Annotated in this window: 11 protein-coding genes; 3 read left to right on the forward strand and 8 right to left on the reverse strand. The window is 37.8% G+C overall.

Annotated features, from left to right (window positions below; translation table 11 throughout):
• The first annotated feature begins 11 nt into the window (after positions 1-11).
• The gene (locus tag ACFOOI_RS17005) at positions 12-1697 is read left to right on the forward strand and encodes a RagB/SusD family nutrient uptake outer membrane protein (protein WP_379839232.1); all 1686 of its coding nucleotides are present in this window, start codon (positions 12-14) and stop codon (positions 1695-1697) included.
• A 70-nt stretch (positions 1698-1767) separates the two neighbouring features.
• Positions 1768-2814: an alkaline phosphatase gene (locus ACFOOI_RS17010; RefSeq protein WP_379839233.1), complete on the forward strand. Its 1047-nt coding sequence runs from the start codon at positions 1768-1770 to the stop codon at positions 2812-2814.
• A 56-nt stretch (positions 2815-2870) separates the two neighbouring features.
• On the opposite strand, the gene ACFOOI_RS17015 is transcribed toward ACFOOI_RS17010, so the two are convergent.
• The gene (locus tag ACFOOI_RS17015) at positions 2871-4160 is read right to left on the reverse strand and encodes an aminotransferase class V-fold PLP-dependent enzyme (protein WP_379839234.1); all 1290 of its coding nucleotides are present in this window, start codon (positions 4158-4160) and stop codon (positions 2871-2873) included.
• 217 nt (positions 4161-4377) lie between these two features.
• Positions 4378-7056, reverse strand: a complete 2679-nt coding sequence (locus tag ACFOOI_RS17020; RefSeq protein ID WP_379839235.1) for a hypothetical protein — start codon at positions 7054-7056, stop codon at positions 4378-4380.
• 184 nt (positions 7057-7240) lie between these two features.
• Between ACFOOI_RS17020 and ACFOOI_RS17025 the strand changes: the two genes are divergently transcribed.
• The gene (locus tag ACFOOI_RS17025; protein ID WP_379839236.1) at positions 7241-8113 is read left to right on the forward strand and encodes a hypothetical protein; all 873 of its coding nucleotides are present in this window, start codon (positions 7241-7243) and stop codon (positions 8111-8113) included.
• A gap of 909 nt (positions 8114-9022) precedes the next feature.
• Here ACFOOI_RS17025 and ACFOOI_RS17030 read toward each other — a convergent pair.
• The 6 genes from ACFOOI_RS17030 to ACFOOI_RS17055 form a co-directional block, all read right to left on the reverse strand.
• Positions 9023-9664, reverse strand: coding sequence for a transposase (locus ACFOOI_RS17030; protein ID WP_379839237.1), 642 nt, complete (start codon positions 9662-9664; stop codon positions 9023-9025).
• Between the two features lie 545 nt (positions 9665-10209).
• Positions 10210-10968 carry an SDR family NAD(P)-dependent oxidoreductase gene (locus tag ACFOOI_RS17035; protein WP_379839238.1) on the reverse strand — a complete coding sequence of 253 codons (759 nt, stop codon included), beginning with the start codon at positions 10966-10968 and terminating at the stop codon, positions 10210-10212.
• A gap of 9 nt (positions 10969-10977) precedes the next feature.
• Positions 10978-12327 carry a putative oxidoreductase C-terminal domain-containing protein gene (locus ACFOOI_RS17040; RefSeq protein WP_379839239.1) on the reverse strand — a complete coding sequence of 450 codons (1350 nt, stop codon included), beginning with the start codon at positions 12325-12327 and terminating at the stop codon, positions 10978-10980.
• Between the two features lie 240 nt (positions 12328-12567).
• Positions 12568-13557 carry a VWA domain-containing protein gene (locus tag ACFOOI_RS17045; protein WP_379839240.1) on the reverse strand — a complete coding sequence of 330 codons (990 nt, stop codon included), beginning with the start codon at positions 13555-13557 and terminating at the stop codon, positions 12568-12570.
• Entirely contained in the window at positions 13557-14390 is an 834-nt protein-coding gene (gene murQ / locus ACFOOI_RS17050) for an N-acetylmuramic acid 6-phosphate etherase (protein WP_379839241.1), read from the reverse strand. Before murQ ends, ACFOOI_RS17045 begins: the two co-directional genes overlap by 1 nt.
• Complete coding sequence (locus tag ACFOOI_RS17055; RefSeq protein ID WP_379839242.1) at positions 14383-15765, reverse strand: dipeptidase; 1383 nt, start codon at positions 15763-15765, stop codon at positions 14383-14385. The genes murQ and ACFOOI_RS17055 overlap by 8 nt, the downstream gene beginning before the upstream one ends.
• Positions 15766-15823: the final 58 nt, after the last annotated feature.

Here is a 15823-nt window from a genome sequence, read left to right on the forward strand (position 1 = left end):
TTAACTTAACAATGAACAAATACATAAAAATACTTTCTCTCTCTCTTGGTTTTTGGGCAGTTAGTTGCACCAACTTAGAAGAGCAGGTTTTAGACGAGACCTTTAGCACTACACTTTCTGACAAAGAAGCCGCAGACGGCATTATTGCTCCTGTTTATGCCTTATTGCCTACTATTTATCAGCATACTACGTATTTTGCTTTACAAGAAATAAGCACTGACGAAGCCATATTGCCATACAGAGGAGGTACAGATTGGGGCGACAACGGGATATACTTGGACTTGCACAGACATACTTATAACAGCAACAGTGCAAACGTAAAAAACACTTGGAATGCTTTGGTAACGGCACTTTCGAGGGCCATTACGGCACTTAATACTCTAAAAGACAATCCAGACGCAAACGCCAAGGTATATTATGCAGAAGCAAAAGCCATGCGTGCATATTACAACCTGATGGTTTTTGACCTTTTTGGAATCGCATTTAAAAAAGACGATCCGGGCACGCCTTCTGTTATTTTGAGAGGAAAGACTGCATTTGACTATATCGCAGCTGAATTTGAAGCCGCCGAGCCAAATTTGCAAACTAGAAATGCAGTTGGTTCGGGCAGAATAACCAAAGCAGGCGTATGGAGTTTGTTGGCCAGGTTATATTTAAATGCACCCGTTTATAAAGATAGATATGCGGCTAGTTTCACTTTCGCAGCAGAAGATATGGACAAAGTGGTTACATACGCTGACAAGGTGATAAACTCGACTGATTATAAATTGTCAAATGACTACTTTTCTATTTTTGGAAATAATAACCACAATAATACAGAGTTGATTTTTGCGGTAGACCAAAGGCCAGAACTTAACGGACATAACCGTTTGGCCTATTTCTCACTTTCAGGAGATCAATATCCGCTTCCAGCTTTTCCGTCTGCGAATGGTACTGACGGCCCAGGCATTACCTCTGATTTTTATCAAACATGGGCTACTGCCTATGCACCCGCTGACCCAAAAGTAGATCCACGTTTTTTTCAAGACAACCTCAAAAAAGCCGATGATGGCTTAAGTACTTGCGTATCTGATGCCGATTTTAAAATAAATAGGGGTATTCTTCGCGGACAGCAATATGGTTTAATAAGAGAAAATGGCGTGTTTGTAAGATGTGCGGATGGAAAAATAAAAGTGGGTCCTCTGGCAAATCTGAATAGAAATAGACCGGATAAAAAAGTGATTTTTACTGAAAAAATTGACTTCACCACAGAAGGATCTGACTACAGCACAGGTTTTAGGGTAGAAAAATACGAGTTTTCGACGGAGTCAAATTCGGGTAGAAACAGAGGGATGGCAGATATCTCAATAGTGCGACTTGCCGATGTGTTTTTGATGCGTGCCGAGGCTCAGCTAAGAAAAGGAAACTCGGCGGCTGCACTTGCTGACCTCAACACGGTGAGAGCGGCTAGAAATATAACTACACCTCCGCCTGCATTGGCAGCTATAAACCTCGATGTGCTTTACAGAGAGCGTGGTTTTGAGTTTTATTGGGAAATGTTGAGAAGGACTGACATGGTTCGTTTTGGAAAATATGAGGGCGTATGGACAGAAAAAACAAATGCCGATAAAAACAAAAGGTTGTTTCCTATACCGCAGACGGCTATCGATGGGGCTTCAAATTTAGAAGGATATTTATCTCAAAATCCAGGGTATTAAGCTATCTGATTTTTTCCTATTTTTGCCAAAAGGTCAATGTCGACCTTTTGGCATTATTAATTTATTCAACATGAAATTTAAAATTCTTTTACTTTTGGGTTTAAGCACCCAAGTTTTTGCCCAAAAAAAACCAAAAAACGTCATCTTTTTGATTGGAGATGGTATGGGGCTTTCTCAAATTTCTACTTTGGTTTATTTCAAAGATTCAGCCTCTAATTTTGAGACATTTAAGCATATTGGTTTTAGTAAAACCTCTTCTACAAGTCACAAAGTAACCGACTCAGCAGCTGGGGCTACGGCTTTTACTACAGGACAAAAATCGTATAATCGTGCTATTGGGGTTTCTAAAGACACCGTTAGTTTACCCACCATTTTAGAGCAGCTTGAGGCAAAGAATTACAAAACGGGTTTGATAAGTTTGTGTACCATTACTCATGCTACTCCCGCGAGTTTTTATGCCCATGTAAAAGACCGTGACATGTTTGAGGAAATCGCAACGGATTTGTCAAATTCAGGCGTAGATTTTTTTGCAGGGGCAGGATATAAATATTTTACGGAAAGAAAAGATGGGCAAAACCTATTTCCGATTATGGAGAAAAAAGGTTTTGTGTTAGATACGGTTTCTTTAAAAACGAATTTAGACCCCAAAAAGCGTTATGGTTTTTTGTTAGATAGGTTAGACCACCCTGCAAAAGACAAAGGTAGAGGTGAGTTTTTGCCCGATGCTACCAAATTGGCATTGTCGTATTTAAGTAAAAATAAAGATGGTTTTTTCTTGATGTCTGAAGGTTCGTATATTGATTGGGCTGGTCATCAAAATAATGCTGAAATGCTGGTGATGGAACAGTTAGATTTTGATAAAGTAGTGGGCATTGCTTTAGACTTTGCCAAAAAAGACAAAAATACATTGGTAATAGTAACTGCCGACCATGAAACGGGAGCCACGGCCATAGAAAAAGGAAAGACTGCCGATAAAGTGCAGGTTACGTTTAATACCGACCAACACACAGGAACCATGGTGCCGGTATTTGCATACGGGCCTGGCTCAGAGTTATTTCAAGGTATATATCAAAACAACGAAATTTACCACAAACTAAAGGCACTCTTAGATTTTTAATGATTTTGTTAATTCAGATTTTAACACGCGACAAGCTTTTTGTCGGGTGTTTTTTTTTATAGTGTGTGGAGGTATTTTAATCCATCCAAAAGTCTGTCTAAATCGCGGGTGCTGGTATAAATATGTGGAGCTATCCGGATGCCATTTAGGGCTTCCCACTTGGTGGGGGAGGTATGCACTTTATATTTTCCAAATAGTTTTGACTCCATTTCGCCGGCTTCTAGACCTGCAATGCCTACATGTGCCAATGCACAAGAAAAGTTAGATTTGAGCGAAGTGTTTAATCTGATTCTTTCCATTTTTATGGCTTCTTTTGCCCAATAATCTTTTAGGTATCGTAGCCTTGCCTCTTTGCGTTCGTTTCCTATCGAATACTGAAAATTGAGTGCCTCGCCGATGGCCTGTTCTATCGGGAATGAGCGGGTACCCAGGTTTTCAAATTTCCTAATATCGTCAGAGAGCGGCGTGTCGTTTGGTATTAAAGGGTATATTTTGGTGATGTGTTCTTTTTTGACCCAAAGCATGCCTGAGCCTATGGGAGCACAGAGCCATTTGTGGAGGCTGGTGCCATAGTAGTCGCAGTTTAGGTCTGATATTTTGTGGTCAATATGGGCAAATGTATGTGCTCCGTCGCACACTACCTCTATGTTTTTTTTATGTGCCAAGTCTGCTATTTCTTTTACGGGCATTATTTGGCCGTTCCAGTTGATCATGTGGGTAACATGCACCACTTTTGTCTTTGCGGTCATTTGGTCGGCGTAAATTTTCACTAACTCGTTTTTGCTTTCAGACGGTAGTTTTAGGTCTACATATTTCAATACGATGCCTTCTCTCTGTTCTCTTTGTCGCCAAGCGTGAAGCATGTTTGGATAGTCATATTTACTCAAAATAACCTCATCGCCTGCTTTGAGTGTCATGCCCATTATGATGGTGTTCAAAGCCTCGGTGGCATTTCTGTTAATCGCTATTTCCTCGGGCGACACACCTGCATATTTGGCGAGGTTTTCGCGAAGGGGCTCTTTGCCTTGGCTCATGATTCGCCACATGTAGTAGGAGGGAGCTTCGTTGGCGTAGGTGTTTTGCCTAGCCAGCGACTCTTGCACCACTTTTGGGGCAGGGCTAACGCCGCCGTTGTTAAGGTTTATGATATTTGGTGAAACCGTATAGGCTTGTTTCATTTGGCTCCAAAAATCTTCGTCGGAGGCAAGTGCTTCAGGCGTCTTTTTTAGTGCTTCTATATTTAGTTCAGTCAGTTTTTCTTTGGGGAGCGAAATGAAAGAACTGTTTAAAACCAGTGCTCCTGCAGCAGAAATGCTTTTTGTAATAAAACCTCTACGGTCTGTCATAATTTTTGAATAGTTTGGCTATTACTAATCTACTGATTTAAAAGATATCAGACAATAGAGCTATGCCAAAAAGTAAAATAGAAACTTTATATTGTTTTATTTTAATTGCGGTAAGGTGGGTTTTAGTGGACCTAAATCTACTATTCAAGTCGCTGTCAAATGTTTTAGGTTTTATTAAGAAACCACGATGTGAAAAATCGTGGTACGCACATTTGTATTATTTTTTACGTAGTGTTTCAGGATAAAAAGTAATCTGAAAGCCTATAACCCGCGGTAGGTAATTGGTCGTTTGATTAGATTGAAAATTTGCTGATTGACTTACAGTCCATATTTTATTGTAGTTCACCAAATTCATTAGAAAAAAGCTGCCTTTAAAGTTATTATTTTTTAAAAAATACTTTCCTAGTTCAAAATCAATAATTGGTATTAAGCCAATGTCTTTGCGGAGGTCCATAAAGAATGGAGATACTATTTTGGTGTCAAAATACCATTTTTTACCCAATTCTAAATTGTTTGTTAGCGTAAGGTTGTTTGTGAAAATCAGATTTCCTTTTAGCCAGTTTAGGTTTGAGTTTAAAGAGAGCTTTAAAATAACATTTTTTGAATACTTAAAAGTGGCGTTGGCATTATTGTAAAGCACATTTGTTTTAACCTGACTAAAGGTTTCGTTAGTTTTTTGGTAACTTTTGATGTGGTTAAAACTGCTAATATTGAAAAATGAAAATTTACCATTCATTTTTATTCTAAAAATCCTTAAGTTGATGTTAAAGCTTTCGTTTGCATTTGGACTGTTTATATAGGTGTTTGATATTATATTAAATACCGGATTAAGCAGATTATCACTGATTATGGGACTTAAGTATTTGGTGTAGCCGATTGTGAAATTTGTCTGAACGCCATTTTTTAAACTAGCCGAAGTGCCGAATTCTAAATTCCTCTGTAAATATGGATTCAAGAAAATATTTCCATTGGTTATCTTATTTATATTGCTGCTATCTGGTAGGCTACCAACTTGACTCCATGAGGGTAAATTTACCTCCGTAGCAAATCTGAGCCACAGTGGTTTTTTATTGATTTTTGTTTCAATTTTTGTAAATGGGCTTATTAAAAAATCTTCTGGTTTATTGTTAATTTCTTGATTAGTTTGTCTTTTTATGTCCCAATATAAGTAGTTTATGCCCGTTATTACCTTTATTTTCGGTCTTTGATACAAAGCGTAAAGGCCTGTTTCTAGCAGTTTATTGTTTTCCGAAATACTTTTTAATACCGGATTTTCTAATTGGAGTTTATCTGTAAGTTTATTCGAATTTGAGATAAGAGAGAATTTTAGATTTGCTTCCAAAAGTATCCTTTTAGTGATAGGCTTTGCATGGTTTATTTGGAGTTTTCCTGTATTTAAAATTGGCCTTAGGTTTTGAGTACCTTTTTGTAGAAAATCCGTGTTACTGAAATATAGGTCATTTTCAAACTGATTATCATTCAAGTTTTGCCTAAACTGGTAGTTTATCAAAAATGAGGTAAGCGTTCCTGGTTTTTTGCCATTTAAAATCAAAGACGAATTAAATGCGTTTTCTATTTGTGTATTGTTATTTTTCAGTAGTAAATTATTTTCAGATCCTACCATATTTTTATCAAAAACACTAATCGTATAGTCTGTCCAATTTCTATTTCCTTTTGCTAAGTTTAGAACGTTGCTGAATCTGAATGTTGTTCTTTCCGAAAGTTTATACTTTAAACTAATATTGGCATTAAGTGTACGCTCATTGTTAAGTTGAGTTTGCTCATTAATTAAATGTTGGGTTTGGCTACCTAAAAATATTTGAGAATAGGTATGTTGATTAACATTCCCCATAAGGTTATTAGCTAAAAAAAATGAGTATAGTTCCAGTTTTGACTTTGTGAGTGTATAGTTTAAGCCCGCGTCAGAATACCGATTTGTACCTTGAAGTTTGGCCTCAAAATCGGAAAAGTTATCCTCAAAATCTATTTTGCCATTGTCGTACAAACCAATGACTGAGCCCGTGGTGTTCATGGCATCGCCGAATGCATTAATCCGCATTAGATCTAGGCTTTTAGTGTCTAATCCTCTTTTGTTTATAGTATTAGAGGTTACAAAAGCATTGAAAAAACCGGAATTCGTTATTTTATTGACGCGGCCATTAGCTAGGTATTCTTTATCAAATCCCCTTGCGGCGTCTATAGTGCCGTAGGCCATGTTTTTGCTGTCATTTTTTAGTTTAATATTGAGCGAATTTGTTGTTTGACCAGATGGCAATAGTTTCTCCACGAACTCCATGTGTTCGATCATGTCGGCCTTGATGGCATCTAAGCTTAGCGAAGGTTGGCCTCCGAAAAGTCTCCTGCCGTCTATGGTTACTTCTCTTACGTTTTTGCCTAAAACTGAGATTCTGCCCAAGTCGTTGCTCAAGCCTATAACCCTATCAAATAGTGAGGAGGCCGCAGCGTGTGGGCGGGTGTCGTCGGGATTGGTAAAAATAAATGTGGTGTCGCCCGATTGGCTGAATCTGTCTCGTTGCTCTTTTACCTCGAGTTCCTTTAGATTAATCAGTTTTTCTCCAAAATCTACTTTTATGATTTGTCCCTCTTTTAGGCTATCAGTATCTATTATCTTGTAAAACGGAACACAACAAGAGTGGTAAAAAATGAACTGATAAACTTGGGATGAATTAACGGTATATTCAAATGGAGATGAAACGTTTCTTTGTGCTTTATCAAATTCGAAATCATTTCCTTTAGACTTAAAAACCAATACACTGTCTAAGTTTTGGGTGAGTGGAGTCTTTTTGTCATTGGCAAAGACTATATTTTTTGATTTTTGCCCCAAACTTTCAGCGAAGCAAAAGCCTAAAAGAAGTATGAATATTATGTTTTTCAAGAGATACTAAAATTGCTGGTTATTCTAAAGAGTTGTTTTGCTAATAAGTTGCCTAGTTTAAAGTTCGTTATTCATTTTGTCAAAATTATGAAATTAAATGAAAGGATATTTATTGTTTTTTATATTTATCTTTTCTTCAAATAGAAGTAGATTCCATTTATTAATAAAACAACTTTAAACATTTATGAAAAAGCTTTGCCTTACAGGAATATTCGCACTTCAAACTTTTGTAGTTTTTGCTCAATATTCATTTCCAACCGAAAAAACTAAGATAGAACATGCGTACAGCTATAGCTCAACTCCGATTTCGGAATCATTTAAAATCCAGGACTTAAAAGACCAAAATATAAGAGTGGAAGTGCAAAAGCAATCTGCTGCAGATTATTACGCCACCAAGCAGTTTGAATTTAAACCATCTGGAGAGAATGTTAATCTGTCTATAAAAATCAAAAGGATAAAGACCAAAAATGCCGATATGGATATTGACACGGATATACCATTTGGTACCAACACTGGCAGTAAAATGGCACTGGACCATTACTTAAGTTTGTTAGAGAATACGTCCAAATTCACGTATGCACCCAATAAAATTGAGACTGATAAAACAAGAGGAATTAGTATTTCTGCCTTACCGCTTTTGCATCCTATCTACGAGCTTTCTGGTGTTTTACTATATCAGCAGACCACTTTGCCGATAGGCCAAACTTGGACAGATACGCTAGAAAACAAGGATGGGAAATTTGTAAATACGTATAAGGTCTTAAAAAATGATGGGAAAAAATCAACCATTAGCCTAGTCGGGTATTTAGAGCCCAATAATGAAAAAATAGTAATTGAACCTTTTGATAGAAGTAAACATATGACCGGTGCTCCAATCGAAGCTCAAATTAAGTTTTCGTCAATGGATTATAAGGGCGAAATGCTGGTATGGAATGAAAATAGGGTGATTGAAAAAGTCGAGTTAGACGTAAACAAAGATTTTACGATTATAACGCCAACAAGAGGTACCCAGCGAGCAAATAACTTTAAGATTACAATTAATAATACTATTAAATAACCAAACGTAAAGCGACATTCTAAGTCGCTGAAAAATACTCTTTAATCAAGTCTTACTTTGACCACGATTTAAAAAATCGTGATACGTGCATATCAAACGTAAAGCGACTTTTCAAGTCGCTGGAAATATCCATTTATCAAGCCTTATCTTGACCACGATTTACAAAATCGTGATACGTGCATATCAAACGTAACGCGACTTTTCAAGTCGCTGAAAAATTCTCATTAATCAAGCCTTACCTTGACCAAGATTTGAAAAATCGTGATACGTGCATATCAAACGTAACGCGACTTTTCAAGTCGCTGGGAATATACATTCATCAAGCCTTACCTTGACCAAGATTTGAAAAATCGTGATACGTGCATATCAAACGTAACGCGACTTTTCAAGTCGCTGGAAATATTCATTAATCAAGTCTTACATTGACCACGATTTGAAAAATCGCGATACACGCATGTCAAACGTAACGCGACTTTTCAAGTCGCTGGAAATATACATTCATCAAGTCTTACTTTAACCACGATTTGAAAAATCGTGATACGTGCATGTCAAACGTAACGCGACTTTTCAAGTCGCTGGGAATTCTCTTTAATCAAGTTTTACTTTGACCAGGAATTTCAAAATCGTGATACATGCATGTCAAACGTAACGCGACTTTTCAAGTCGCAGGGAATATACATTCATCAAGTCTTAGATTGACCATGATTTGAAAAATCGTGATACGTGCATGTCAAACGTAACGCGACTTTTTAAGTCGCTGAAAAATACATATTAATCAAGTCTTACTTTGACCACGATTTGAAAAATCGTGATACGTGAATGCGAAAGGTTACACGACTTTTCAAGTCGCTGAAACACAAGTAAGCATTTTTTATGGTTCCACTATTTACAAAATTGTAAATTTGGTATTCAAATCAAATTTTTAAAACGATCTGATATATACGTCCATTTGTATTCAAGTGGGCTTTCTGTTATTCCTGCTTTTACAGGATTTTGAGCTATATATAGGATTATCCTAAACAGTTCATCTTCATTTCTAACTAATCTATCGTAGCTCTCATGCTGCCAAAACTTCCCGGATTTAAGCAAGACTGAATTACACTTATTAGCGGAATATCGTTTTATAGAATGCATTACTTCTTCTAAATATTTGGGTTTATCCAGCTCATTTTCGTTATATAATCGAAAAACTACATGTACATGATTTGACATGATACAATATGCGATTAAATCTAAAATTTTTGTATCCCAATAATGTAAAGATTCTGCAACTATTCGTGCTAAATTATCATTACATAGGAGTTTTTCGCCAGAAACAGCTGAGTCCAAATACTTATCTCTTTTTGCAAAGTCAAGTTTTTCTAATTTCTCTAAATCTTCTTCTTGGTTTTTGGAAAAGAGCATAATTGACTTTCTTTTTACTTCCAGTTCTTTATTCCATTCTTTAAGAACTTTTAGAGGAATAGCATCTGCTAAATTATAGGTAACAAAAAACTCTCCTCCTAGCGGTTGATAGTGCGGTAGATTTCGTCTGTAGAATTCCTTTTTCATAAAATTAAAACGAATAGTAATTTTTTAATTCACTGGAAAATACGGAAGTAGAATTTTGTTTTTTCTACTATTTACAAAGTGATACGTAAATTACCAAACGTAACGCGACTTTTTAAGTCGCTTAAAATACCCTTTATTCTAGTCTTACTTTGACCACGATTTTCAAAATCGTGATACGTGCATGTCAAACGTAACGCGACTTTTCAAGTCGCTGAAATACTCATTACTCAAGCCTTACTTTGACCACGATTTTCAAAATCGTGATACGTGAGTGTCAAACGTAACGCGACTTTTCAAGTCGCTGGGAATACATATTACTTAAGTCTTACTTTGACTACGATTTACAAAATCGTGATAAGTGAATGCTAAAGTAACGCGACTTTTCAAGTCGCTGGAAAATACATTCATCAAGCCATACCTTGACCACGATTTGAAAAATCGTTATACGTGGATACGAAACGTTACGCGACTTTTTAAGTCGCTGGGAAAATACATTGATCAAGTCTTATTTGACCACGATTTACAAAATCATGATACATTTCTCATTAAAACCCAATTGCATTACCTCCGTCTACTCTAAGCGAAACGCCAGTTACGTAGGCTGCGGCGTCAGAAGCTAAAAATACTGCTGCATTTCCGATGTCTACCGGGAGGCCAAATTTCGCCATTGGCGTACGTCCAAGTGCTTTGTTCATTCTATCTGGATCAGACGACATCGCAGTTTGCATCATGGCGGTTTCTATAAATCCTGGGGCAATTGCGTTTACACGTACATTGTGTTTTCCCCAATCACTTGCAAGTGCTTTTGTTAGCCCTTCTATGCCGCTTTTTGAGGCAGTATAGGCAGGCACGCGGTCTATACCGTAATAGCCAGCCATAGACGAAATATTAATAATGTTTCCAGTTTTACGTGGAATCATGGTTTTGGCCACCTCCCTGCTAAGTGCAAATGCCGCGTTTAGGTTGGTTTGAATTATCCTTCCAAACTCCTCGTCTGTAACTTCTATTGCTGGCTTTTTCATATTTATACCGGCATTGTTTACCAATATGTCAATCGGACCGAAGGTATTGGTTATTTCAGTTACCAAAGCTTCCGTTTGGCTTAAATCTGAAACATCGTTTACTATAAAGTGAGCATTTGAGCCGAGTGTTTTTACTGCAGTCTCCAACATGTTCTGGCGACGACCGGTAATAATTACTTTTGCTCCGGCATCTAAGAGGCATTTTGTTATATCATAGCCTATACCTGAGCCACCACCAGTCACCAAAGCGATTTTATTATTTAACGAAAAAGGATTATTCATTTTAGTATATTATTTTTTTGCGAGTTCAAGAGCTTGAGTAGTGATATAATATTTCAAAAGCATGTTGGGTACTTCCCATGCAGGCAGTTTGTTGGCATCATAATAGTGTAAAAAACGCTCCATTACTTCTCCAAAATGCGACTCATGCCCGGTTCTGAATTTTGCCGGAATGTTTATCAAATAGCCCGATTCAGTTTTGGTGTAGCCAAGGCCTTCGTAAGTTTTGCTTAATGTTTCAATCGCTTTTTTGACATCAGCTTCTGAAAGATTTTTAGAATTTATGCTGAGTTGTGGAAGAGCATCTGTCTGCGTAATTTCGATTTCACTTTTTGTGCCTCTTATGATTGAGTAGTGCGTATCGCCGCCTTTGTCGGTGCTATAATTCCAGATAACTCGCACTTTGGCATGGTGTCCTTTTAGTGTATAATCTATTTCGCCGTTGGCAAATATTTGCAAAGTATTAGGGTCGCTGAGGTTGTTTTTCATATATGCCGGAAAGGCCTTTTCGCCTGTAATGGTGCTAAACTGGTCCAATGTCATGTTAGTAGCCCATCTTTTTGCTTTCAAGAGTTTTGCATCTTGTATCTGAAGAGCGGTTTCCGGAAATGCCGCCCATTGCACTAAATCTACCAAGTGAGTAGTAACATCTACTATGCCTTCGCCCTGCTGTTTGGTGTCCATAAACCAAGACGGTCGAATGAGCGGAGCACCAGAAACGAATTTGTAAAAATGATGCACACTTTCTTTAACTATGGCTGGTTTTTCTAAAGTGCCTTCCTGTAGTTTACCGAATATCTCAGGCATTTGAGAAAGTTCCTTTTGTAATACCGTCGTGATTTCAGAACGCTCCGTCATGATGTCATAAAGCAAAACATTGTTTTGTTTCGCCACCTTAAAAGCTTCTTTTAGTTGCTCGTAGCCTTTGGCGTCAATACACATCGGTTTATCGGCCAATACATTCATGCCTGCTTTTACGGTAGCCAATATTGATGCGGTTTTTTTAGCATTATTGCCTGACATTACCACTACATCGCCTTTCTTTTCAGAAATCATCTTCTCGAAATAGTCCAGTCCTTCGTACACGTTTTCGTGCCAATGTGTTGGGTTTTCTGAACGCGAGTTATATGCATTTATACGGGCCAAATGTTGCTCTAGTTCGGCACCTTTGGGTGCATACACATAAACTTCAGGCGACACTCCTTTTAAGTCTGTTTTTTGAACCAAGGCCGCATGGAAATGCCCCGGGTCTAGTGTTACTATTTTCAAGTCTGTTTTTTGATTATTGGCTTTCTTTTTAGGGGTGTTTTGGGCAGAAATGCTATGAAAACCCAGTAGAGCCAAGATGAGATATTTGTACATATTTTTATTTAGATTGAATATTTACAAACCTAAGGTATTTTTTCAGAAACTCGAATTTCTATTTTTTTAATTAATGGTGATATTTTGCCGAATCACTTATTTGCCAAAGACTTAATCGTGAATTATTAACCAATAAGTTAAATTTTAATTCAGTTTCGGAGTTTTTTGACCATAAACGCTATACACTCAAACTACTTTTTGGCGAGACTTTTATATTTGAAAAAAAAGAAATGCTGGTAGTTAGTCTACCAAAAGGTTGCCTAGCGGCGTAATTTTTAAGAAAAAAGCAATTAGGAAAAAAGTAATGGCCCAATTGAGATACACATAGTAGTAATCCGAAACGTCTTTTTGTTGTAAGTCGCTAAATTTTGTTTTTTCTAAACTATTTATTTGTTTAAAAATTTTATCAAGGGCTTGATTGTCAGTAGCTCTAAAGAATTGGCCGTTTGCCCCTTCTGCTAGGGATTTTAATGTCCTTTCGTCAATTTTTTCTTGACTATTATTGCTTCCTATGGTAATTGTGTAAATTCTAATTCCGAAAGTTTTAGCGAGTTCAAGTGCTATTTGTGGGTCAATAGAACCAGTTGTATTGTCTCCATCGCTGATAAGGATAGTAACTTTAGATTTGCCAGGCACGTCTCTGAGTTTATTTATGCATGAAGCCAAAGCTAAGCCAAGTGCTGTGCCAGAGGTTTTTATTAAGCTCGGGTTCAGTGCGGTCAGATATTCTTTTAAAATATTGTAATCGTTTGTGAGTGGGCTCAAAGTAGCCGTTTCACCTGCAAATGCTACCAAAGCAATGCGGTCATTAACCCTTCCTGCAATAAACTCTTTCGCTATATTTTTTGCGGCCTCAAGTCGTGTAGGTTTTAGGTCAGTAGCAAGCATAGAGTCTGAAATATCCAAACCTATGGCTATGTCAATTCCCTCGGCATATTTGTCAGGATTTTGGCTGAGCAGTTGTGGTCGTGCTAAAGCTAAAATCAAGGATGCAATTCCCAAAACAAAGAAAGCAGGTATCAGGTATCGTAGCCAAATCAAAAAGTTAGACTGGAACGAAACCTCTGAAATAGAAAGTACGAGCTTCGGTTTGTTTTGGGATGAAAATATCCAGTTAAGAAAAAATAAGACTGGTATTAAAAACAGCAAATACAAATAATGGCTATTTGCCCACGTGAAGCCATTCAGCGTAGAAGCATAAAACCAATATAGTGAATGCCAGTTTATCATTATTTATTTTCTAAATAAGCCGAAACCGCCATTCTTACACTTCCGTGTTTTAGTAGAAGTTCTTGAGCAGTGCTGTGATCGATATCGGTCTCTTGCATGATCATTCTGGTTCCACGTTCTATCAACTTTTCGTTGCTAAGCTGCATGTCTACCATTTTGTTTCCTACTACTTTGCCAAGTTTTATCATGACTGAGGTAGAAACCATGTTTAAGACTAATTTTTGGGCTGTGCCAGATTTCATTCGGGTGCTGCCTGTTACATATTCAGGGCCCACAATCACTTCTACCGGATATTGGGCCTCGGCTGCTACTCCACTTCCTGAGTTGCAAACTATGCAGCCGGTTAGTAGTCCATTAGCGTTTGCTGCTTTAAGGCCACCTATTACATAAGGTGTACGACCAGATGCTGCAATTCCTATCACTGTGTCTAGTGCTGTCGGCTTATATTCTTCTAAGTCTTTCCATGCTTGTTCTACATCATCTTCGGCATTTTCTACCGCTTTTCTTATAGCAGAATCTCCTCCGGCTATTAAGCCTACAACCATACCGTGCGGCACCCCATAAGTGGGAGGACACTCAGATGCGTCTACGATGCCCAGTCTTCCACTAGTGCCTGCACCAATATAAAAAAGACGGCCGCCTTGCTGCATGCGAGCCACTATTTGTGTAACCAATGCTTCTATTTTTGGCAATACTTTTTCAACTGCCAAAGGCACACTTTTGTCTTCTTGATTAATGCCAGTTAAAATCTCTAAAACTGATTTTTTTTCAAGATTATCGTGGTTAGAAGCGGCTTCTGTAGAAAGGCCGTCAAGATTAATTACATCAAGCATTTGAGAGTTCTTTGAAATATTTGTAAAATAAAGGAATGGTTTCTATTCCTTTCAAAAAGTTAAATACACCGTAATGTTCGTTTGGCGAATGAATAGAGTCAGAGTCTAAGCCAAAGCCCAAAAGGATTGATTTTAGTCCAAGTTCTTTTTCAAACAAGGCTACTATCGGAATACTGCCTCCACCACGAGTAGGAACAGGAGTTTTTCCGTAACCTTCCTCCATAGCTTTAAATGCTGCTTGGTACCCAATAGAGTCTGTAGGTGTTACATATGGCTGACCACCATGATGCTTGCTTACTTTTACTTTTACTGTTTTGGGGGCTATTTTTAGGAAATGAGAAGTAAACAAATCCGAAATTTCATTCCAATCTTGGTTAGGAACCAATCGCATCGATATTTTAGCAAATGCCTTAGATGCAAGTACTGTTTTTGAACCTTCGCCAGTGTATCCGCCCCAAATTCCGTTTACGTCTAAGGTTGGTCTTATGGCCGCTCTTTCTCTGGTGGTGTATCCTTTTTCACCGTTAACTTCAGCAATGTCTAAGTCTTTTTTGTATTCGCCTAAATTAAAAGGGGCTGCTTCTAGTGCTGCACGCTCCTCAAGACTAAGCTCTATTACTTTATCATAAAATCCTTCTACCGTTATTTTGCCATTTTCGTCATGAAGCGAAGCTATCATTTTGGTCAAAACATTGATGGGGTTATCTACCGCACCGCCATAAACTCCCGAGTGGAGGTCTTTGTTGGGCCCAGTTACTTCAACTTCCATATATGCCAATCCTCGTAGCCCGGTTTCTACCGAAGGGATGTCATTGGCAATAATAGCCGTATCTGAAATTAATATGATGTCAGCTTTTAGTTTTTCTTTATTGGCTTTTACAAAAGTGGCTAGGTTTTCAGAGCCAATTTCTTCTTCGCCTTCAAACATGATTTTTACATTGCAATTAAGCTCATTTTTGGCCACCATGGCCTCAATCGCTTTTATATGCATATATATTTGACCTTTGTCATCACATGCTCCTCTCGCAAAAATAGCACCTTCGGGATGTAGAGCTGTTTTTTTAATTACGGGTTCAAATGGCGGGCTATCCCAAAGATTAATAGGGTCAGCAGGTTGCACATCATAGTGTCCGTAAACCAAAATGGTTGGCAGAGACGCATCTATAAATTTCTCAGCAAAAACTATCGGATGACCGTCGGTTGGACAAATTTCGGTTTTATCCATGCCCGCTTCTTGCAGTTTTGTTTCCACAAATTGAGCTGCTGTTAGCATATCACCTTTGTGGTTAGAGTCCGCACTGATTGAAGGTATTCTTAAAAAATCAAATAGCTCGTCTAAAAATCTCTGTTTGTTTTCTGCAATGTATGCTTTCATGAAGTGTATTATGTTTTTTGTTGTAAAAAGCGGAATTTACGCCACTCAAAAAAATAAA

This window comes from Lacihabitans lacunae (genome assembly GCF_042649125.1).
GTDB classification, from domain to species: Bacteria; Bacteroidota; Bacteroidia; order Cytophagales; family Spirosomataceae; genus Leadbetterella; species Leadbetterella lacunae.